Genomic DNA, 21,010 nt, shown 5'->3' with positions numbered 1-21,010 from the left:
GGGAAGATAAAATCCAATTTTGGACCTAGCCTCACCCGGGCCGAAAGGCCTACTCAGAAATCACGCTGACGTCGGTGAACCACGCCCGCGCGTCCTCGTGGTAGAGGGCGAGCATCAGGCAATACGCGCGCACGCCCCAAAATACTATAATTACATCTCCTCCGCATGCCTAAAACTAACACTATTCTGGTCACGGGGGGCACCGGGCTCCTGGGCAAGGGCCTGGAGGAAACCGCCCCCAAGGGCCTCAAGATATTGAGCCTGCACCAGCGCGACTACGCGGTGCCCGATTCCAAAGCCAAGCACGTCGTCCTCGACATCCGCGACAAGCGCAAGGTGGACGCCCTTTTCAAGAAATACCGATTCTCCGCGGTAATCCACGCCGCCGGCATCGCGAGCGTGGACTACGTGGAGAAGCATTACGCCGAGAGCCTCGAGTCCAACATCGTGGGCACCCTCAACGTAAGCTCGGCCTGCCGGCGCCACGGAATATATATGATCTATGTTTCCACGAACGCGGTCTTCGACGGCAAAGCCGCCCCCTACCGCGAGTCCGACCCCGTGCGCCCGGTCAACAAGTACGGCCGGATCAAGGTGGAGTGCGAGAGGCTCGTGAGCGAGACCTTGGAGCGCTTCGCCGTCGCCCGCCCCATCCTCATGTACGGTTGGAACCACGTGGTTTGCCGGCCCAACCCCGCCACATGGATCTACGAGAAGCTCCTGCGCGGCGAGGAAGCGCCCCTCGTCAACGACGTCTACGAAAACCCCCTCTTCAACCGCCAATGCGGCAAGGCTCTCTGGGCCATGGCGCGCAAAACCCCGTCCGGGGTTTTCCACCTCGCCGGCAGGGACGTGGTCAACCGCCACGAGTTCGGCCTGGCCGTGGCCGAGGCCTTCGGTCTCGACAAGTCCCTGATCAAGCCCGTGGCGAGCTCCTATTTTCCCAGCATAGCGCCCCGCCCAAAGAACACCTCCTTCTTGACGGGCCGCATGGAGCGCGAGCTAGGCGTCGCTCCCCTGGGCCTCAAGGAAGGCCTCGAGGCCATGAAGGATTCCATGAGGGCCGGAATTTAACGCCATCCTCCGAATGCCCAAGGCCACGGTTTCGGTCGTCATCCCCGCCTACAACGCCGCCGCCTTCATCGAGAAGACCTTGGACTCGGTGCGGGCCCAGACCTTCGCGGACTACGAGATCGTGGTGACCGATGATGGCTCCTCGGATGGAACGCATGAGGTGGTGGAAAACTACCTTAACCGCCACCACCTGTCTGGCTCCTGCCTGCGTCAGCCCAACAAGAAGATCGCCGCCGCCCGCAACGCGGGCATGCGCGCGGCCGAGGGCCGCTACATAGCGCTTCTTGACCACGACGACCTCTGGCGCCCGGAGAAGCTCGCGGTCGTGATGTCCGAGTTCGAGAGGCACCCGGAAGCGGATCTTATCTGCCACAACGAGAACGTCACCAAGGACGGAAAGGTCGTCCGCCTTTCGCGCAACGGCCCGACCGAGCCTCGCATGTACGAGCGCCTGCTCTTTAGGGGCAACGCGCTCTCCCCCTCGGCTTCGGTTTTCCTTAGGGACAAGGCCCTCGAGATCGGGGGCTTCCGCGAGAACCCCGAGTTCAACACCGTGGAGGATTACGATTTCTGGATGAGGCTCTCGCGCGTGGCGCGCTTCCATTTCCTCGACCAGGTCCTAGGCGAGTACCAGCTGGTCGAGCGCGCGGCCTCTCGGCGGATCGAGTATCACCACGGCAACCTGGAGGCCCTGCTCAAGGACCACTTCAAAACATACTTCGGCGACGACGACGGCCTCATCAGCCGCTTGCGAAAACGCAAGCGGCTTTCAGCAGTCTACCGCTCCGCTTTGGGTCAGCTCATGAGCTACGGCGAGGAGCCCGAGAAGCAGCGCCAGTACGCCCTGAAAATGCTCCGGACCTTCCCGTTCGACCTCAAGAACGCCGTCAAGGCGCTATCTTGGGCCTGGAGGGAGCTCGACCGGAAAGTTATCCACAAAAACTTCCCGGGAAGTTTTTGTGGATAACTTGGCGCTCGCCGCCGCCGTCTACGCCCCGCCTCCGGCGGCCACGCCTTGGCGTCTCGAGGATTTGGCGCCGGGGCACGAACTGACTTTCCACAGCTTCGGCCGGCGGGCCCTGGCCGCCGGCCTGAGGGCCTCGGACATCGGGCCCGGCGAGAATGTCCTTTTTCCAGAGTTCATTTGCCGGGATCTTTTGTCCGCGGCGGCGGCAGTCGGGGCCCGGCCGGCATTTTACCCGGTCAGCGCGGAGCTCGAACCGGCCTCGCCTCCCGAGACTTGGCCCGGCGCCAAGGCCGTGGTCGCGGTGAATTTCTTCGGCTTCCCGCAGTCCCTGGCGCCCTTCCGCGACTATTGCCGGAGGACGGGGGCCATCCTGATCGAGGACAACGCCCACGGTCTCTTCAGCCGGGACGAGGACGGTCGTCTCCTCGGCCTGCGCGCGGACATGGGGATTTTCAGCCTGCGCAAGAGCCTGGCTCTGCCCAACGGCGCCGCTTTGGCGCTCTCTGGCGGCCGCGCCTGGAAGAGCGGCCCCGCTCCGACGTTCGCTCCAAGCGGGGACCTCCGGTTCAAACTCAAGAATTCCTATCGGATGCTGGCCGGGGCCTGCGGCGCGCGCGCAAGCCTGGCGGGCCTGCGGCTTTTCAGGACACTGCGCCGATTGGGAAACGGCAGCTCGACCGAAAAACCGGCCGCAGAGCGCGAACTCCCCTTGCCGGCCGAGCCATGTCTGGAGCTCAGCCGTCCCATCGCCGTCGCCGATCCCGAGATTGAAGCGGCTCGGCGCAGAGAACTTTATGCGCTCGTGGAGAACGCTCTGTGTCAAGCGGAGCTGCGTCCTGTCTTCGAGGCATTGCCCGAGGGCGTCGTTCCCTACGGCTACCCTTTCCGAGCCGAGCCGCAGGGATTGCCTAAAGCTCTAGCGGCCCTCAAGCGGCTCGGCCTTTACCCGCTGCCCTGGCCCGACCTGCCGGACTCGGTGGCCGCGCGCGCGCCCAAGCATTATAAGAACGTGTGGCTCGCCCATTTCCTATGGTGACCTGGAGGCTTTTGCCCGAGAGCTACCCGGACGCGGCTTGGGATGCAATTCTCCAGGGGTTGCCTGACGGCAACCCCTTCCAAGGCTCGTCCTGGGCGCGCCACAAGGAGAACTTCGGCTGGCGCGCCTTGAGGGCCCTCGCCATTGGCGAGGACGGCGCTCCTTTGGCCGCGACGCAATTCCTCGCCAAGAGGCGCCTCGGGTTCACCGTGCTCTGGGCCCGCGGCGGGCCCTTGGGCGGCCCCGAGCTTTGGGACGATGGCCTGCGTTCAGTTTTACGGGAGTCCGGCGGGAGCGGACCGGTTTATATGCGATTCTGCTCGTACCGTCCCCAGAACGGCTCCGTTGAGACGCTGGTAAAAAACGGCTGGCAGCACCCCACCAAGGCGCTCAACCGCAATCTCACCTTCCTGCTGGAGCTAGCACCCGAGGAGGAATTGCGGCGCGGGCTCTCGGCCAATTGGGCGCACAACTTGCGCCGGGGGCTGAAGCGATCACGTCCTCGGGTTTGGGAGAATCCCAAACCCGAGGACGTGATCGCAGTGTACCGGATGATGGAGAATTACAAAGGGATGCATGCGCAGTACCGCCAAGAGGAGCTGGGGTCACTTTTAAAACACTTCAGCTCCTCATGGCTACTACTACGCGCCGACGACGACGCAGGCAACCCGATCGCCCTGCGCGCCTGTGCTACGCAGGACGGCAAGGCTTGGGATCTTCTGGCCGCTTCCTCCCAGGCCGGACGGCAAAGCTACGCCTCCTATGCCCTCCTCTGGAATCTTCTCCAGATATGCCGCGAGCGCGGGGTCAAGACCTACGACCTCGGGGGAGCCGATCCCGAGAAGGCCAAGGGCGTGCATGACTTCAAGAAAGGGACCGGGGCCCGCGAGCTCGAGTACCTGGGCGAATGGGATTGGGCTTGGCCCGGAATTTTGCGCGGGCCCTGCGGGGCGCTTCTTAGCCGTTTCGCCTCCAAAGCATGAGCCTAAAACACCTGGCCTACCGAGGCCTCTCGCGCCTTTGGGCCCTGCGCCCTGCGGCCCGGCCGAAGGCCGGGCTGAGGGCGCTCTTGTACCATTCAATAGGCTCCACCGTTCCGAACGACCATTACGGCCTCAGCCTCTCCCCGCGCCGATTCGAGGAACACCTGGAGGCCCTGGCCGAGGCCAGGGCCGACTGGGAGTGGGCTCTCTTTGCCAAGCCCCGCCCCGACCGTCTCCAAGTTGCCATTACCTTCGACGATGGCTACAAGGACACCTTGCGCGTAGCGGCCCCCCTCCTGGCCAAGCGCGGCATCCCGTTCACGGTGTTCGTGGCTTCGAGCTATGTCTTGAGCAAAAATTCCCTTTATCTGACGGCAAAAGAGTTGAAAGAACTCTCCCAATTTAAAAACGTTCTGATTGGAGCCCATGGCCATCACCATAAAGCCCTGAGCTCGCTCGGGGCTGACGCGCTGTCCAATGAGCTGGTGAAAAGCCGCGAAATTTTGGAAGACCTCCTGGGCAAGCCCGTCACAACTCTCTCCTATCCTCATGGAGCCGTCAACCGGAGAGTACGAGACGCGGCCTCCGCCGCCGGCTACGCTCTCGGCGGCTGCAGCCGCTACGGCTTGAACGCGCCGGACCGCGACCCCCTACTTCTCTGCCGCACCGAGCTCACGGCTTGGGACACGGCGCGCGATTTTTCCCTGAAGCTCGAGGGAAGCTGGGATTGGTTTGCCTGGAGGCGCCGTGACCCGGCTCGCTGAGTCCCAGATCGTCATCCTCAGTAGCATCGAGTGGGACGCGGCCTGGCAGCGCCACCAAATCTTCGCCTCGCAGTGGGCCGAGGCCGGGCACGAGGTCTTTTTCATCGAGAACACCGGTTTTCGCAATCCCTCCCCGCGGGATTTGCCGAGGCTCTGGAACAAGGTTTGGCGGCTCTTCTCCGGAGGGTCTCGCCGCCGCGGGGCCCGCCTGCCCGCCAATCTCCACGTGGTCAATCCCCTGGTCCTGCCGCCCACCTGGAGAATATTCAGGAGGCTCAACTCCTTCCTGCTGGTGCCGGGTCTCGTCGAGAATCTCCACTCCCTGGGCTTGGGGCCGTCGCCCGTCGTCGTCTGCTACCTTCCCACCGACACAACCTTGCAGGCCTTGAAATATTTGAGCCCCGCCCTCACGGTCTACGACTGCGTGGACAATTTCCACGGCCTGCCCGATCCCCCCAAGGACCTGGCCAAGAAGGAGAAGGAGCTCATCGCCGAGAGCGCGCTGGTGCTCGCGACCTCGCGCACCCTTTATGATGACAAGAGCCGCCTGCACCCGCGGGTAAAAGAGCTCCACCATGGAGTTGCGCCAGCTTTCTTCCTACCGGAGCGACGGCGCTCCGGCTATACTCGCCTTTGCTATTTCGGGACCATTTGGCGCGCCCTCGACTACTAGCCGATCCGGGCCCTGGCCGATGCGGGCTTCCAAGTGGACTTGATCGGCCCGAGAAAGGAGGCGCCGCCGCCGCTCCCCGAAGGGGTGAGGCTGAAGTCGGCGGTGCCGCACGCCAAACTGCCGGAAACACTCTCCCATTACGACGCGCTCCTGCTTCCTTACGCCGACGACGAGTACAACCGCGGCGTGATCCCGGCCAAGCTCTACGAGTGCCTGGCCACAGGGCTTGCTGTGCTGGCCAGCCCCTTGCCCGCGCTCAGGCACATGGGCGACTGCCTCTACCTCGTCAAAACCCCCGCGGAGTGGGTCGAGGCCGCAAATGGCCTGCCCGAAACCGAGACTCCCGAGCGCCGCGCCGGCCGGGTGCGCAAGGCCCGCGAGCACGCCCAAGCCAAGGCGTTCTCGGAACTGAAGGGGGCTATGGAAGCTTCCCTCGCCCAGGCTCGGCACGAGCCGGGCTCGGCCTCGCCGACCCCAAACCAGCACTTGATGGCCTTTTTACGGGGATTTACCTGGATCGGGTTCCTCTATGGCCTGGCCAAGGCCTCCACCTTGCTCACCCAAGTGGCGGCGGGGCGCTGGCTCGGGCCGATCGAATACGGCAAGGCGAACCTCGTGCTCGCCGCCGCCGCGTATCTTCAGATACTGCCCATGATGGGCTTCCCCCTGGCCATGAGCAAATTCGTTTCCGAGGAGAAAAAACCCGCCGAGCGTTCCAAGATCATCTCCACGACGTTCACTACCTTCCTGCTTTGGGGAAGTCTTTGGCTCCTGGCGGCCGCTGCGGGCCGCGAGTCTATCGCTGGCATTCTCTCTCTCCCCATCCCGCTATTCAACCTCTCCCTCGCCTTCGCTTATTTCACGGCCTTCTACATCGTGGTCTCAAGCCCTCTTCTCGGCCTCAAGCGCTTCGACTACCGGGGCGCGGCCGAGGCCATTTATGGGCTTTCCGCGCCGGCCTTCCTAATTTTCTACGCCCTGAAGGGCCCGCCCAACCATGAGGCCCTCATCATAACTTTGTGCTCGAGCCTCGCGGTGGCCGCGCTCTATTCCCTGTGGACTTTGAGGACCTACCTCAAGCCCGCCTTTGAGCCTTCGGCCTTTCGGCTCATTTTCCGATACGCCTTGGTCGCCACCTTGAACCTCCTGGCCATCGCCTGCGTCCTGGGGCCCGCACGGCTCATTCTCCACCACCACCACCACTCGGCCCAGGAGGTCGGGATTTTCAGCGCCTACTTCACCTCCACCGCCCAGGTGAGCCTCGCCTTCCTTTACATGCTGAGCTCGGTCCTAGTGCCGCTGGCCAGCTCCGCCGAGGGCCAGCGCGCCACGTGGAGGACTTTTAGGAAATTCTTCCTGCCCATGGCCCTAGGAGCCATGGGCTTTTTCCTCGCGGCCGAGGCCGCGGCTCTCTCCCTCTTCGGCCGGCAATATCCTTTCCGGCTAGACTGGGCGGCGCTCTTCGCGGCGGCCGCGGCCCTCATCTTGATCCACGGCGTGGCCGCGGCCCTGTATTCGGCCAGGGACTTCCGCGGCCTCTGCATATCGGTCGCGGGCTCCTTGGTGGCGGGCCTCTCCAACGCGGCGCTGGGACTTCTGCTCATCCCGCGCTGGGGCATCACGGGCGCGGTCCTGGCCTTGGTCGGGGCCTACGGCCTGGGGCTGGCCGCCTACGCATTGGCCTCGTCGCTCCAGAAGAAATGAAGGCTTGGCGCGCCGCAGCCCTCGGCGTCTGCGCTTTGGTCCTGGCCGGCAACGCCTGGCATATCCTCCATCACAAGGCGCCCCCGGCCTGGGACGACGCCTGGTACTTGGAAAACAGCTTCCGCTTTTACTACGCCCTCAAGCAAAGTATGGCCGCCTTCGCTTGGGAGTATGTCGTTTCCTTCAAGATCAAGGCCCCTCTCATTTCCGTCCTGCCTCTTCCGTTTTACTGGCTGTTTGGGCCGGGCGAGAGGGCGGCGCTTTGGGTGAATCAACTCGCCCTGTCCCTGTGCTGGGTATTCTGCTACAAGATCGGTCGAAAGCTCTATGGAGAGAAGGCCGGCCTTCTCTCCGTCATTTTCGCAGCACTCATGCCAATGTTGTACGGACTATCCCGGATTTACTTGGTGGAATGCGTCCTGGCAACGTTAGTCACCTGGACCCAGTGGAGAATCCTCCAAATAAAAGAAAAAGAGAGAGGATTCTCCCTGGGGCTCATCCTAGGGCTTGGCCTGCTGGCCAAGTCCCTTTTTCCGATCTACGCCCTGTCCAGCATTTGGCTCATGCGCCGGGAACTCCGGCCGCAAGCAAAGACTGCGGCGCTTGCGGCCGTCCTGGTCGCCGGGACCTGGTACGCCTTCAATTGGCCGTACGCCTTGGGGTTCGCCTGGAGCGCGGGCTTCGGGGCCATCGGGAAAGACTACGGGCCCGGCGGTTCGGGCCCGTGGGCGCGGTTTGTCTCCCCTCAATTGCAGTTCTTGGGGCAAGGCCTGTCTTTTAGTTGCGTAGCGGTTTTTTTCTCCCTCATCCTGTTGAACTGGAGGAAAATGGGCGAGCTCTCCCCATCCAAATTTCTAGCGGGATGGTTTTTATTGCCATGGCTCGCCTGGACGATGGGAGTCAACAAGGAACTGCGCTATCTGGCCCCGGCCTTGCCGGCCTTGGCCATAGGACTAGGGGCCTGCGCCGCCTCCTGGGCCAGTGGAAGGCTTCGAAGAAGCCTTCTGGGGCTCATCATCCTGATTCCACTCGGAGTATTCAGCTCCCAAACTTTCGGCTGGCCCGAGGCTCGCGCCCTAGCCTATAACGGCCCCCCCTCGAATAACCCCGGCTGGGACCGCGCCGCTTTGGTCGCCGCGGCCGCCAGGCACGCGGGTCCGGGCTCGGTCATCGCGGTGGCTCTGGAGCACCCGTTTCTCAACGCCAACAATTTGAGTTCGCTCGCAGCGGCCGAAGGCCGCGGTTATCGCTTCATCAACCTGGGCTACGCCCAGAGTTCGGCCGAAGGGGCGCTCATTAGACTTAAAGACAAAAGTGCGGATTTCCTCATTCTAGTCCGGGACGCTCCAAAGGGTGATCTCTCACCACTCCTTAATCGAGCCAATGCGGGACTCATGAGCGCCGTGCGCCATGGGACTTTGCCCACTCTCAAGTTGGAATCCGTTCCCCTCTTCCCCGGCGTCCACGCCGAGCTTTACCGAATTTTAGGCCGGTGATGTTTGATATAATCATTATTCGCCTCCGAACGCGGAGGCTACAGACATGACCAACCGCTCCGCCGCGCAATTCATAAAGAAGAAGTCCCAGCGCACCCAAGTGGAGTGGGACAACCCCCGGCCCCCCTTCCCGCGCGAGGTATTCTTCGACATCAGCAACGCCTGCAATCACACCTGCGTGTTCTGCAGCAACGTCAAGATCGCCGAGCGCGCCAACATGGACAAGGAGCTGGCCTTCCGGCTCCTGCGCGAGTGCAAGGAAAACGGCACCACGGACGTGGGCTTCTACGCCACCGGAGAGCCCTTCGTGCGCAAGGATCTGGCCGAGTTCGTGGCCTACGCCAAGAAAATCGGGGTCGGCTACGTCTTCATCACCACCAACGCGGCCCTGGCCACCCCCGAACGGGCCAAGCCCGTTCTGGACGCGGGCTTGGACAGCGTCAAGTTCTCGGTCAACGCCGGAACCCGCGAGTCCTACAAGAAAATCCACGGCAGCGACGACTTCGACAAGGTCATCGAGCACATCAAGTGGTTCCACGCCTATCGGGAGAAAAGCGGGCTCAAATACGGGCTCTACTTCAGCATGGTGCCCACGCGCTTGACCGAGGGGGAATGGCCCATCCTCCAGAAGCTCCTCGAGCCCTACACGGACGCCGACGATTTGCGCGGCTGCTCCAACCAGGGCGGCAACATGTACGAGAACAACGCCACCGAGGATGTGGACAAAAACAATCTCCTCGGGAGCATGCTCCCCGGCCAGAAGCTCGGCAAGTGCCCGGACCCCTTTTTCCGCTGCACCATCACCCCGCAGGGCTTCATGACGACCTGTGTCGTGGACTACCAGAATTACCTCTGCGTGGCGGACCTGAGCGTGACCACCATGAAGGAGGCCTGGCACAACGAGCGCTTCGTAAGGCTCAGGGAGCGCCACATCTCGGGCGACCTCAAGGGCCTCATCTGCCACAATTGCCTGGGCAACTGCGACGAGCCGACGGCACCCCTGGTGCCAGAGTTCGCGCGCCCCTTCGCGCCCGAACCTCCCAAGAAACGCCGTTCATGAGCCATCGGCGCTTCAAGCCGCATCTTCTGGCCCTGGAGCGCTACCGCACCTCCTCGGGCCGCGACATGGAGGAGGGGCTGTGCCTCGACCGCAACGAGCGCGTCGTCCCATTCCCCAAGAGCGTTATGGCGGACCTGCGCCGGGGGCTCACGAGCCGGCTCCTCAACTATTACCCGGACCCGGCCGGCTTCTACGACAAGCTCTCTCGCTTCACCAGCCTTCCCGCCGACCACCTGTACCTGACCAACGGCATCACCGAGTCCATCCGCGTCCTTTACGAGACCTTAACCGAGCCGGGAGACGAGGTCCTGGTGGTGGATCCCACCTACCCCATGTACCGGATATACTCGTCCATCTACCGGGTAAACCACAGGGCCATAGGCTTCGATGAGCGCCCGGAGCTGCGCCTCTCGGACATCGACTCGGGCCTGAGCGGCAGAACCGCGTTCGTCTGCGTCCCCAATCCCAACCTGCCCATCGAAAGCTACGTCGGCGTCCCGTTCCTGCGGGACCTAGCCCGGCGCTGCCAAGAGCGAGGGGCCTTTCTCGTCGTGGACGAGGCCTACGGCTTCTTCGGCGCCGAGACCGCCGCGGGCCTCATCGGAGAATTTGACAACGTCATCATCCTCCAGACCTGCTCCAAGGCCTTCGGCCTGGCCGGGGCCCGGGTCGGATACATGATGTCCCGGCCCGAGACCATCTCTTATCTCTCCAAGACCCGCTCCTTGGTCGAGTCCAACAGCCTCTCCATGGCCGTGGCCTCGTACATGCTCGACCACCCTGATATCATGAAGAACTACGCCCGCGCCACCCAAGAGGGCCGCGACAAGCTGCGCCGGGGCCTCGCCGCCATGGGCGCGCGCTGGCTGGGCGGGGACAGGACCAACGCCATGCTGGTTTTTCTGCGCGACAACGAGGCGGTCAAGGATCTGGTGGCTCAGATGCGCAAGAAGAAAATATACATCAGGGCCTCATTTGAGAAACCACTAGACCGCGCCGTGCGCGTCACGCTGGGGCCGAGGAAAGCCATGGAGGCCTTTCTCAAGGAATTCAAAACTTGGGCCAAGGCCAATCCCGGGAGGCTCTCGGCGTGAAATTCCAGAACTTCCGAAAGGACTGGCTCAAGGCCAAGGACAGCAACACTCTCGCCAAGACCTCGATCATCGGACCGGACTGCTCGGTCAGGCGCAGCATCATGGGGGACTACAGCCGCTTGAAGCCCCACACGGAACTGCGCGCCAGCGCCATCGGGGACTATTCGGTGATCGGGCCCTACGCAATGGTCAACGCCTCGACGATAGGCAAGTTCAACTCCATCGGCCCCGGCGTCTACATCGGGCTCTGGGAGCACAATCTCTGGGTCTCCACCCATTCTTTCTATCTGTCGGAGGCCTGCGGGGGCTTGGTCAAGGGCTTCAAGGACTACGAGAAGGACGCCGAGACCGCAACCATCGGCCACGATGTCTGGATCGGCGCCAATGTCACCGTGCTCAAGGGAGTCACGGTCGGCCACGGCGCCGTGCTCGGCGCCGGCAGTGTGGTCACCAAGGACATCCCCCCCTACGCCGTCGCCGTCGGCAGCCCCGCCAAGGTCCTGCGCTACCGATTCAGACCCAAGGACATCGCCTACCTCCTCAAGCTCCGCTGGTGGGACTTCGACCGCCAGACCCTCCAGAAGATGACCGACGCAGGCGTGTGGGACTCGCTGGACAAGGTCAAGGCGTTCTGTCGCTAACACAAATCCCTCCCCAACTTGAAGTCATAAATTGTGACTTCAAGTATACGAGGGTCCCTTTTAGTTCCATCGTCTCAGGGCTCCGGAACGCGCCTGGGATGCGGCGGCTGGCTTGGCTCACCGCGCTCTCTCCACAAGCCGTAGCCATGGATGAGAGCCACGACCCCGAAACCAATGGCTGGACCTATCCCGCCTGTGGCCAAGGCCCCCACCAAGCCCGCCACGCCCAGGCCCGCGTATCCCGCGTGCGACACATTGCGCACCCACCGGCTCTCGCCCTGCAGGCCGCGCGGGTCGCCGGGCAGCAGCCGGAACTGCGGCCGCACCCCATTGTTGGGAGCCCGAGGCAGATTGGGCGCGGTTCCGTAAATATCGAGGTCCAGCTTGCCCGCGTGAAGCGGGCCGGGCGCGATGAGGACGCAGAGAGCTGCAACGACGAATGCTATGGCCAAACGCATGATGTCCCATCAAGACACCGCGCTTGCGCCAAAGTTCCTGTTTGCGCGCCCACGGTCAAGGAGAGGTCAGTTCTTCGAAGTAACGCCGGACTACTCGTTCGTAAGCGCCCAACTCGCCCCCATGCAGCAGACCCTTCAGCTCCGAAATCGCCTCCTCCTTGTCTATTCCAGCGGCAAGTCGCGCCAGGGCTCTAAATGCCCTCAAAGGAACGAATTGCGGGTGCTCCTTTGCCGCGTTTTCCAAAAGCGCCACCGCATCCCGCGTTCGTCCCACAACCCGCAGGGAGCTCCCCAATCCCAGAAGCGCCTCCGGCCGGAATTCTTCCGACAAGCCCGAATCCAGGGCCTTTTGGTAGTGCGGAATCGCCTCCTCTTCCCGGCCGAGAGAATCCAAAGCCGAGGCAAGCTCATAGTGAACCCGGGCGTCGCCGGGAAACGCTCGCGCGAGTTCCGCGAAATGAGCCAGCGCCTCTTCGCGCTTTCCGGCTTGCGCCAACTCAAGCCCCTCGTCTATTTTACGCTCGACTGGTCCCATCTATAGCCTTCTTAATCTCCTTTCCGCCCCAAGATCGCGAATACCCGGTGCGGTATACGCAGCACATCGCCTGGGAAAGACGCCTCAAGCGTCCGTGCTAACGCCGCATCGAAGTCCTTGACCTTGTCGCGAGATAGGCTCGCTCCCACTCCGGCGCTCGCTCGAATCCGGCCGCGCCAAGCCTCGGGAGAGTAGGCGATATAAACATCGTACGAGAAGCTCTGGAATTCGGAGAAGCCAGCCGAACGCAAGTGCGGCAGGCTTTCGGGATGAAATCCATTGCCGCCGCCCATATGCCAGCTCGGATTGTGGGCCGTGATCAGACGTTCGGTCGCTTCGACGACGTTGCCGGGGAAGGGAAGCCAATCAAAATGCGCGATGACGGCCCCCCCCTGCGTTCTCGCAATACGCGAGATTTCTTTTGCGGCCGCGGGGCCATCGAACCAATGCCAGCATTGGCCCGCCGAAACGACGTCCGCCATTTGATTCCCAAACGGGATGGCTTCGGCCGAACCAGTCTTGTATTCGACGCCCGCCTTGGCGATGAAATCGAGCTGCCGGGCCTGCTCAAGGAGGCGAACGTCGGGGTCAATGCCAAATACCCGAGCTCCCCGGAGGGCGAATCCTCGCGCCAAAGTTCCCGTTCCCGTGCCCAAATCAACGACAGTCTGCCCCGCGACGCCAATTCCGAAAGCGCCAAGTCGCTCAAACAGAGAATCGGGAAAGCCAACTCGAAATTTCGCGTAATCTTTGGCAGCGGCCCCGAAATTTGTTGTCATGTTTCTAATTTAGCGCGAATCCCGAACCCTCGATTGATGCAAACCCTCCAGGATGAACATTCGCATTAGGATTTGATAGGGAACTCCCCGCCAAGCAGCAAGCTCCTTGAGCTCTCGAATCGTCTCTTCTTCCAAGGCTATGCTTGTCGGCAGCTTGCGCTTCCTCTTAAGACGTTTCGCCGCGGCCAAAAGTTTTTTCTCCTCAAATTTTGAGGAAGCCCGATACTCAATCGGAGATTTCGCGTAGATACGCTTCATAGTATTCCCTCTCATCCTTCTTTGCTGGCCGAGAACTGATCGGTCTAACCTTACCTGCCCTAAGGGTAAAAACCACATGAAGGATGCGGCCTGACATGGTCGCCCCTACAATCCCCAACCGCTCCTCAGGCACCTCGGGGCTCATTTGAACACCCAAGGCCGCGGCTTGCCCCAACCCAAAGACTTCTTCTGTCTCCGCTGTTGTGACGCTGTGCTTTGCCGCGCTCTTTGAGCTATTTCCCTCATCCCAGTCAAATTCAAACCGCGGCGTCTCCTGAAGCCATAGGATCAACCACTCGATGAATTTAAACTTCGCCATTATTTAATATAGTGTACAGCACTATTTATTACTTCGCAAGGAATATTTCCGACTTTCGGCTGGTTGACGCCATCTTCTGCGGAAAAGCCCTGTCGGCCCATTTAGAAATAAGACGGCGGCCGAAATCCCTCGGGCAATGAGCCTCGTACCATAATCGAAGAGCCGGCGCCCTGCATGCGTATGGACAGCTCGACGAACCCGAACCGACGATAAAAGGCAGGCGCAATATCCGCGTGCAGAAAGGTCGGTCCCTCTTCGATTCGCAACACTTCCCCAATTAGAGCCGAGGCATAGCCACACCGCCGAGACTCTGGCGAAGTAGCCAGCGATCCCAAACCCCACGCGCCCTGCGGAAGGCCGAAAACGTTGCGGTAGCAGATAAGTGCGCTCAAGAGACGGCCGGCAATCTCCAGCACGTACCATTTGCCTGACGCGTATTTCGGCGATCTTTCGCATTCCAGGAGATAGGCGTCGATCGAGCCTCCCCTCCCCCAAGCATCATATCCCATGAGATAAATCGCGCGAAGCTCATCGGCGCGAGCCGCTCGAATGCGCGGCCTGCATCCGTCCATCAGTTTAAGCTGCATGCGTTCTCATCTTTCGGCTTTCTAAAATCGCAGCCTCCTTTTGGGAGGAAATCGGATTAATCCTAATCGGCGAATCGGGAGCTCGACCGCATCGGGTGAACCATTCAAAAGTTGTCCTTATGGTATCGGAGAGTGCCCGATAGGTAAGACCATTTGCAATTGCCTTCCGGTTGTCCCCCTGGAGAAAGCCCCCGGAATCTTCGTCATTTTCTGGAATCCATAATGGAAGCTCTGTCCAGGCTTCGATTCCGGCCGCGATCAACTCATCATCCGGGACCCAGTGAAAACGGGCATCGCTTCCAAGCGTGCTGCAGCACTCCTTGAGCAACTGCTGCATTGTCAGCGTCTGCCGCGGACCAACGGCGTTGAATCTCCCGGCAGCCTTTGCCTCAGCCAATCGGATGCACCAGTCACCGAGATCCCGCACATCGATGAACTGCACGGGGCGTTCTGGCCGCCCAGGCGCTAGCACGTCTCCGCCTCGTTTAATCCGTTGCGGCCAGTAAGTAAACCGGTCTGTAGGATCGCAGGGGCCAACGATAAGCCCCGGACGAACGTGGGCGACTTGCCCAGGATACGCAACCTCAAGAGTCTCCTCGGAGCGCGCTTTAAGCGGGCCATAGCCTTCATTGCCTTGCGCGAGCGGAGAATTTTCGTCATATGAACGCCCCGGGGGAAAGCTCGCATAAGCAGAAACACTCGAGATGAATGTGTAATGTTCGATCGAGTCGCCGAGAATTTCTGCGATGTTGGCCGCCTGCTTTGGCGTATAAGTAGATGTGTCAATGACGGCATCGAAACGTATTCCTTCGAGCGCGGACAGATCGCCGTTGCGATCGCCACAGAGTTTTTCTACCGTTGGAAAGAGCTCTGGATTCTGCCGTCCGCGATTGAATAGCGTAATGCTATGCCCCCGCGAGAGGCCGGCTTCTACGATATGGCGGCCAAGAAAAACTGTCCCGCCCAAAATAAGGATTCTCACCATATATAGCTTATCAATTACATGGATATGGCCGAAGTCGTCGGCAGGACCTCCTGTAGCTGAGGCAAGAGTATTTGGTAGAATTTGTAGCAAACATATGCCTAATTCCAAAAAGGCGGCCTTGGATGAGATTCGCCGGGTGGTCGCGCTCGAGGCCAAGGCCTTGGGTCGGATGCTGGGGACCATAGACGGGCGCTGGGCTCGCGCGGTGGAAATGCTGGCCGCCTGCCGGGGCAAGGTTATCGTAACGGGGGTGGGCAAATCGGGACTCGTGGCCCAGAAGATCGCGGCCACCTTCTCCTCGACCGGGACCCCGGCCATGTTCCTGGACCCCGGGGAAGCCCTGCACGGGGGGCTCGGTGCGGTGCAGAGGGGCGATTTGGTGCTGGCCCTGGGCAAGTCGGGAGAATCTGAGGAATTAAACACCCTCCTGCCCGCCCTTTCCTCCCGAAAGGTCAGGCTGCTGGTCATTACAGCCAATGCCCGCTCCACCTTGGGAAAGGCCGCCGACCTCGTCCTCGACATGCCCATTCCGGCCGAGGCCTGTCCGCTGAATCTCGCTCCCACCACGAGCACGACGGTGGCCATGGCCCTGGGCGACGCCTTGGCCGTGGCGCTCATGAAGCGCCGGGGATTCAAGGCCGAGCATTTCGCGGCCAACCATCCGGCCGGGCGCCTGGGCCGGCGCCTGCATCTGCGCGTCAAAGACGTGATGCGGGCCGGCCCCGACAATCCGACTGTGCTCGCGCATCAAACCACGCGCGACCTTCTTTCCGTGATCACCCGCCTGCAGGCGGGAGCCGCCTCGGTGGTGGACAAGAAAGGGCGATTCTTGGGCTTGGTTACCGACTTCGACATTCGACGGGCTCTCGGGGGCGGCGCGGACTTCAACCGCCTCACCGTCAGGGAGGTCATGAATCCCAAGCCCACCACCATAAGCCCGGACGCGCTCGCGGCCGAGGCCCTCGAGGCGATGGAGGACCGCAATAATCCCTTCAATGTTCTCCCCGTGGTGGACAAGAAAGGCCGCTCCGTGGGACTGATACAGACCCACGACCTAAGAGCCCGGGGCCTCTGATGGGAGCGGCGACAACTTTGCTGAGCCGCGATGTGCAGAACGGCCAAGAAGTCTGGCGGTTTAACAACGGCCGTCTGCGCGCGGAAATTCTCCCCGGCTTGGGTGGAAAAATCTGGACCTTGGAGGATGCGGAACGCGGCATCCAGTGGATTTGGCACAACGAGAATCTCTCCCCGGCCCCGCCCCAGAAGGGCGGGACCTATGACGACAATTGGGCCGGCGGCTGGGAGGATCTCTTCCCCAACGACGCGCCGGGAGCCTTCGATGGGCGGGAGCTCCCGGACCACGGGGAGTGGTGGAGCAAAGCTTGGACGGCCGAAATAGCGGAGGACTCCTCCCGGCAGGCGCAAATCCGTCTACGGCTCAAAACCAATTCGGTCGCCGCTTCGTGCGAGAAAACCATCACGCTTAAAGCCGGAGTGAAGGAACTGACTGTGCTCTACCGCGTGCAAAACTTGGAGAAGAAGCCCCTGCGCTTCATGCTCAAGCAGCACTTGGCCGCCGCGGTGCGCCCGGGAGACCGCATCGAGCTTCCGGGAGGTTCCATGCGCCCCGTGGACCTGGCGTTCTCTTCCCGCCTGGGGGAAGCCGGGCCCTTTGCCTGGCCCCTGGGCTTGGACAAAAACGGCCGGGGCGTGGACATTTCCCTTTTGCCCCCGGCCGGGTGGGACAGAGAATTCGTCTACGTCTGCGACCTCCCCGAGGGCTGGGCCGGGATCCGAAGGCCCGACGGGGCGGGGCTGCGCATGAGCTTCGATCCAAAGGCCTTCCCGCATTGCTGGCTGTTCATGGACTTCGGGGGCTGGCGCGGGCATTACACCGCGGTGCTCGAGCCTTGCACGAATTGGCCCAAGGATCTAAGTCAGGCGGCCGCGGCCGGGCGCTGCGCCTGCCTGCCCCCGGGCGGGACTTTCGAGACCGCCGTGGAGGTCTCCCTTTCGTGAAGGCGGTCGCCATACTGCCGGCGCGCATGGGCTCAACTCGCTTTCCCGGAAAGCCCTTGGCCAAACTCCTGGGAAAGCCCATGATCCAGCATGTCTGGGAGCGCGTTTCCCGCTGCCGGGCCCTCGCGGACACCGTGGTCGCCACCTGCGACTCGGAGATCGCGCTGGCCTGCAAGGCCTTCGGGGCACCGTTCGTCATGACCTCGGACAAGCACGAGCGCGCCAGCGACCGCGTGGCCGAGGCGGCCCGCAAGGTCAAGGCCGACGCCTATGTCCTCGTCCAGGGCGACGAGCCCATGACCTCGCCCGAGATGGTGGAGGAGGCCCTGGCACCCCTGGCCGACCCCGCGGTCGCCTGCGTCAATTTGGCCGGGCGCATCCAAAGCGAGTCCGAGTTCGAGGACCGCAACTGCATCAAGGTGGTCTTGGACCTCAACGGAAACGCCCTCATGTTCTCCCGGGAGCCCATCCCCACCCGCAAGCTCGGCCCCTGGGGAAGCTTCCCCGCTTGGAAGCAGGTCTGCGTGATGCCCTTCCGCGCCGACGCCCTCGAGCTTTACGCTCGCTTGGCACCCACCCCCCTTGAGAAAGCGGAGTCCGTGGACATGCTGCGCTTCCTCGAGCACGGGATCAAGGTCCGCATGGCCCCGACCGGGCATTCCTCGCGCGCCGTGGACACGCCCGAGGACCTGGCGCGAGTGGAAGCCCTCATGAGGGAGCTCCCATGAAGCCCAAAGTACTGGTTTCTGCGCCCTACGCCATGCCCGTGATCGGCCGCTTCAAGGCCGACCTCGAGAAGGCCGGCTGCGAGGTGGTAGTGGCCCAAGTGCGCGAGCGCTTGGAGGAAAACGAGCTCTTGGCCGTGATCGGGGACGTGGACGGCCTCATTTGCGGCGACGACAAGGTCACGGCCAAAGTGCTGGCGGGAGCGCCCAAGCTCAAGGTGATCTCAAAGTGGGGGACGGGGATAGATTCCATAGACCAGGAGGCCTGCAAGGCGCGCGGCGTGCAGGTGAGAAATACCCCCAACGCCTTCACCGAGCCCGTGGCCGACACGGTGCTCGCCTGGATGCTGTGGTTCGCGCGCAAGCCCGCGGAGCAGGACCGCGGCATCCGGGCCGGGAAATGGGAGAAACCCCCTCTTTTCGCGCTGGGCGAGAAAACCTTGGGCATTATCGGGGTGGGCCACATCGGCCGCGCCGTGGCCCGAAGGGCCAGGGGCTTTGGAATGACGCTGCTTGGGACGGATCCCATCCACCCTTCGGAAAATTTTCTTAAAGAAACCGGCATGAAAATGCTGCCCTTGGAAAAACTCCTATCCGCTGCGGATTTTATTTCTCTCAACTGCGACCTGAATCCTAGTTCCCGCCGTCTCATGGATAAAAAGGCTTTCTCTCTAATCAAGCCCGGCTCCTACCTCTTAAATGCCGCCCGCGGCCCGATAGTCGTGGAAAACGACCTCGTGGCCGCGCTCGAAAGCGGCAGGCTCGCCGGGGCCGGGCTCGACGTCTACGAGCGCGAGCCATTGCCCGCCGACAGCGCGCTTCGGCGCCTGTCCCAGGTCGTTATGTCGCCCCACAACTCCAATGGCAGCCCCCGCGCTTACGAGCGGGTACACGCCAGCACGATCAAGAACCTCCTCGAGGGCCTTAATGCCTGAGATTTCCATCGTCATCCGGGCCAAGAACGAGGCCCGGCATCTGCCCGCGCTTCTGGACGGCATCGCGGGGCAAAGCGAGCGCTCGGTCGAGGTGGTTCTCGTGGACTCGGGGTCCACCGACGCCACCGTCTCCATCGCGCGCGGGCGCAGGATCCGCGTCGAGACGATCCCCGCCGAGGAGTTCACCTTCGGCCGCTCCCTTAACATCGGGGTGCGCGCGGCGACGGCTCCTCTGGTGGCCGTGGTCTCCGCCCACACCCGCCCGGTGCACGAGCGTTGGCTCGAAAGCCTTCTCAGACCCTTGAGGGAAAACCCCAAGATCGCCATGGTCTACGGCCGCCAGATCGGCTGGGACACCTCGAAGTTTGCCGAGACCTTGGACTTCGACCGCTTCTTCGGCGGGGAGGCCAAGGAGGTGGACGAGCACTTCTTCGCCAACAACGCCAACTCGGCCCTGCGCAAGAGCCTTTGGGGCCTGCACCCATTCGACGAGGGCCTCCCGGGCCTCGAGGACATCGAGTGGGCGCGCTGGTGGCGGGCCCGGGGCTGGCGCGTCGCCTACGCCCACGACGCGCCCATCCACCACATCCACGAGGAGACCTGGGAGCAGGTGCGCCGCCGCTATTTCAGGGAAGGGATCGCCGCGCGCCGCATCGGGTGGCTGCGGCGCCGGGACCTGCCGGTGGAGCTTTGGGGCGAGCTCAAATGGCTTTCCCGCGATCTCATCGAGGCCTCCAAGCGCGGCCTATTGTCCTCCAAGCTCGGGGAGATCCTGCGCTTCAGGCTCAATAAGGTGGCCGGGACCGTGGCCGGGGTTTGGAGCGAGGCCGCGAAAGGCGAGCCATGAACTCCACTTACCGCGCGGTGGTGATCGAAGGCCCCAATCGAGCGAGACTTCTTGAACGATCCACCCCCAAGTTGGAACCGGGTGAAATACTCGTGCGCCCGGCCTGGCAGGGCGTCTGCGCCACCGACCTCGAGGTTTTCGATGGAAGGCTTGGCTATTTCAAGGACGGGACCGCCAAATACCCCATAGTCCCCGGGCACGAGCTCTCCGGGCGCGTGGCCGCGGCCGGGGAAGGTGTTTGCGGCCTTAAACCCGGGGATCCCGTCGTGGTCGAGTGCATCCAGGGCTGCGGGGAATGCGCCTTATGCTCCGAGGACAACGCCATAGCCTGCCCCAAGCGCCGGGAAATGGGCGTCATGAACCTGGATGGGGGCTACGCCGAGCTTGTTCTGGCACCCGCCCGGGTCGTCCACCGAGTCCCGCCCGCGATCCCCCTGCGGGCCGCCTCCCTCTGCGAGCCTTTGGCCGTGGTCTGCAAGGGCCTGCGCCGCCTCGGAGGCGCTTGGGGCGCCGAGCGCCGGCCGCGCGGCGCGGCCGTGATCGGGGCCGGGGCCGTCGGCATGCTCGCGGCCTTAGTCTTAAAATCCAGAGGCCACCACCCGGCCGTGATCGAGCGCGACCCGGGACGCCGGGCTCTGGCGCAAAAAGCCGGTCTCGAGGCCCGCGCCGGGCTCTCGGGGCTCGCCGGCTTCGACTGCATCGTGGAGGCCACGGGAAACCCAGAGGCCCTGCACGCCGCCGTCGCGGGATCTCGTCCGGGAGCGAGCATGCTCCTGCTGGGCCTTCCTTATGACCAGCGTCCATTTCCTTTCGAGTCCATCGTCGCGTATGACCGCGCCTTGATCGGATCCGTGGGGTCGGGCGCCCGCGATTTCAAGGAGGCTCTTGAAATCCTGCCCAGGCTCGACCTCTCCCTCTTTTTCGGCCCGGAATTTCCTCTCGAGGACTACGAGAAGGCCTGGGCCGCGGCGCGGGCCAAGACCAGCCTTAAAGTCGCCCTCCGCGTCGATTTTGCGGCTTAACAAGCCCTGAGTCATGAAGCAGGACGAACGCTTTCAAACTTGGGTCGCG

Annotated in this window: 23 protein-coding genes; 17 read left to right on the top strand and 6 right to left on the bottom strand. The window is 62.6% G+C overall.

Annotation, left to right across the window (positions count from 1 at the left end; translation table 11 throughout):
• Nucleotides 1-165 precede the first annotated feature (165 nt).
• The 11 genes from HY921_13055 (at nucleotide 166) to HY921_13005 (ending at nucleotide 11,492) form a co-directional block, all read left to right on the top strand.
• Entirely contained in the window at nucleotides 166-1,074 is a 909-nt protein-coding gene (locus HY921_13055; GenBank protein MBI5631800.1) for an SDR family oxidoreductase, read from the top strand.
• A gap of 13 nt (nucleotides 1,075-1,087) precedes the next feature.
• Nucleotides 1,088-2,041 (top strand): glycosyltransferase, encoded by a 954-nt coding sequence (locus HY921_13050; GenBank protein MBI5631799.1) that lies wholly within the window; start codon nucleotides 1,088-1,090, stop codon nucleotides 2,039-2,041.
• Nucleotides 2,034-3,077, top strand: coding sequence for a DegT/DnrJ/EryC1/StrS family aminotransferase (locus HY921_13045; GenBank protein ID MBI5631798.1), 1,044 nt, complete (start codon nucleotides 2,034-2,036; stop codon nucleotides 3,075-3,077). Before HY921_13050 ends, HY921_13045 begins: the two co-directional genes overlap by 8 nt.
• Entirely contained in the window at nucleotides 3,053-4,060 is a 1,008-nt protein-coding gene (locus HY921_13040; GenBank protein MBI5631797.1) for a peptidoglycan bridge formation glycyltransferase FemA/FemB family protein, read from the top strand. The genes HY921_13045 and HY921_13040 overlap by 25 nt, the downstream gene beginning before the upstream one ends.
• Nucleotides 4,057-4,824: a polysaccharide deacetylase family protein gene (locus tag HY921_13035; protein ID MBI5631796.1), complete on the top strand. Its 768-nt coding sequence runs from the start codon at nucleotides 4,057-4,059 to the stop codon at nucleotides 4,822-4,824. The genes HY921_13040 and HY921_13035 overlap by 4 nt, the downstream gene beginning before the upstream one ends.
• Complete coding sequence (locus HY921_13030; protein MBI5631795.1) at nucleotides 4,808-5,497, top strand: hypothetical protein; 690 nt, start codon at nucleotides 4,808-4,810, stop codon at nucleotides 5,495-5,497. The genes HY921_13035 and HY921_13030 overlap by 17 nt, the downstream gene beginning before the upstream one ends.
• Nucleotides 5,498-5,581: 84 nt before the next feature.
• Entirely contained in the window at nucleotides 5,582-7,201 is a 1,620-nt protein-coding gene (locus tag HY921_13025; protein MBI5631794.1) for an oligosaccharide flippase family protein, read from the top strand.
• Entirely contained in the window at nucleotides 7,198-8,697 is a 1,500-nt protein-coding gene (locus tag HY921_13020; GenBank protein ID MBI5631793.1) for a glycosyltransferase family 39 protein, read from the top strand. Before HY921_13025 ends, HY921_13020 begins: the two co-directional genes overlap by 4 nt.
• Before the next feature lie 46 nt (nucleotides 8,698-8,743).
• Nucleotides 8,744-9,757, top strand: coding sequence for a radical SAM protein (locus HY921_13015; GenBank protein MBI5631792.1), 1,014 nt, complete (start codon nucleotides 8,744-8,746; stop codon nucleotides 9,755-9,757).
• Nucleotides 9,754-10,851 (top strand): histidinol-phosphate aminotransferase family protein, encoded by a 1,098-nt coding sequence (locus HY921_13010; protein MBI5631791.1) that lies wholly within the window; start codon nucleotides 9,754-9,756, stop codon nucleotides 10,849-10,851. Before HY921_13015 ends, HY921_13010 begins: the two co-directional genes overlap by 4 nt.
• A 185-nt stretch (nucleotides 10,852-11,036) precedes the next feature.
• Nucleotides 11,037-11,492, top strand: a complete 456-nt coding sequence (locus HY921_13005) for a CatB-related O-acetyltransferase (protein MBI5631790.1) — start codon at nucleotides 11,037-11,039, stop codon at nucleotides 11,490-11,492.
• A 74-nt stretch (nucleotides 11,493-11,566) separates the two neighbouring features.
• Here the strand turns inward: HY921_13005 and HY921_13000 are convergent, their stop codons facing one another.
• The 6 genes from HY921_13000 to HY921_12975 form a co-directional block, all read right to left on the bottom strand.
• The gene (locus HY921_13000; protein ID MBI5631789.1) at nucleotides 11,567-11,950 is read right to left on the bottom strand and encodes a hypothetical protein; all 384 of its coding nucleotides are present in this window, start codon (nucleotides 11,948-11,950) and stop codon (nucleotides 11,567-11,569) included.
• 55 nt (nucleotides 11,951-12,005) lie between these two features.
• Nucleotides 12,006-12,485: a tetratricopeptide repeat protein gene (locus HY921_12995; protein ID MBI5631788.1), complete on the bottom strand. Its 480-nt coding sequence runs from the start codon at nucleotides 12,483-12,485 to the stop codon at nucleotides 12,006-12,008.
• An 11-nt stretch (nucleotides 12,486-12,496) separates the two neighbouring features.
• Nucleotides 12,497-13,264, bottom strand: a complete 768-nt coding sequence (locus HY921_12990) for a class I SAM-dependent methyltransferase (GenBank protein ID MBI5631787.1) — start codon at nucleotides 13,262-13,264, stop codon at nucleotides 12,497-12,499.
• 226 nt (nucleotides 13,265-13,490) lie between these two features.
• Entirely contained in the window at nucleotides 13,491-13,841 is a 351-nt protein-coding gene (locus HY921_12985; protein MBI5631786.1) for a BrnT family toxin, read from the bottom strand.
• Between the two features lie 101 nt (nucleotides 13,842-13,942).
• Nucleotides 13,943-14,428, bottom strand: a complete 486-nt coding sequence (locus HY921_12980; GenBank protein MBI5631785.1) for a GNAT family N-acetyltransferase — start codon at nucleotides 14,426-14,428, stop codon at nucleotides 13,943-13,945.
• Nucleotides 14,418-15,413, bottom strand: a complete 996-nt coding sequence (locus HY921_12975) for an NAD-dependent epimerase/dehydratase family protein (GenBank protein MBI5631784.1) — start codon at nucleotides 15,411-15,413, stop codon at nucleotides 14,418-14,420. Before HY921_12975 ends, HY921_12980 begins: the two co-directional genes overlap by 11 nt.
• A 94-nt stretch (nucleotides 15,414-15,507) precedes the next feature.
• Between HY921_12975 and HY921_12970 the strand changes: the two genes are divergently transcribed.
• The 6 genes from HY921_12970 to HY921_12945 are packed head-to-tail and all read left to right on the top strand — an operon-like array spanning nucleotide 15,508 to nucleotide 20,961.
• On the top strand, nucleotides 15,508-16,488 hold the full coding sequence (locus tag HY921_12970) for a KpsF/GutQ family sugar-phosphate isomerase (GenBank protein MBI5631783.1): 981 nt from the start codon (nucleotides 15,508-15,510) through the stop codon (nucleotides 16,486-16,488).
• Nucleotides 16,488-17,432: a hypothetical protein gene (locus tag HY921_12965; protein ID MBI5631782.1), complete on the top strand. Its 945-nt coding sequence runs from the start codon at nucleotides 16,488-16,490 to the stop codon at nucleotides 17,430-17,432. Before HY921_12970 ends, HY921_12965 begins: the two co-directional genes overlap by 1 nt.
• Complete coding sequence (locus tag HY921_12960) at nucleotides 17,429-18,160, top strand: 3-deoxy-manno-octulosonate cytidylyltransferase (protein ID MBI5631781.1); 732 nt, start codon at nucleotides 17,429-17,431, stop codon at nucleotides 18,158-18,160. Before HY921_12965 ends, HY921_12960 begins: the two co-directional genes overlap by 4 nt.
• Entirely contained in the window at nucleotides 18,157-19,092 is a 936-nt protein-coding gene (locus HY921_12955) for a phosphoglycerate dehydrogenase (protein MBI5631780.1), read from the top strand. Before HY921_12960 ends, HY921_12955 begins: the two co-directional genes overlap by 4 nt.
• Nucleotides 19,085-19,939, top strand: a complete 855-nt coding sequence (locus tag HY921_12950) for a glycosyltransferase (protein ID MBI5631779.1) — start codon at nucleotides 19,085-19,087, stop codon at nucleotides 19,937-19,939. The genes HY921_12955 and HY921_12950 overlap by 8 nt, the downstream gene beginning before the upstream one ends.
• A complete protein-coding gene (locus HY921_12945; GenBank protein MBI5631778.1) occupies nucleotides 19,936-20,961 on the top strand; it encodes an alcohol dehydrogenase catalytic domain-containing protein in 1,026 nt (341 codons plus the stop codon). Before HY921_12950 ends, HY921_12945 begins: the two co-directional genes overlap by 4 nt.
• The last annotated feature ends 49 nt before the right edge of the window (nucleotides 20,962-21,010 follow it).

The sequence above is a fragment of the Elusimicrobiota bacterium genome (assembly GCA_016218575.1).
In the GTDB taxonomy this organism is placed as follows: domain Bacteria; phylum Elusimicrobiota; class Elusimicrobia; order UBA1565; family UBA9628; genus JACRDN01.
The sequence above is the reverse complement of the archived record's forward strand: the minus strand, read 5'-3'. Positions and strand labels throughout refer to the sequence as shown.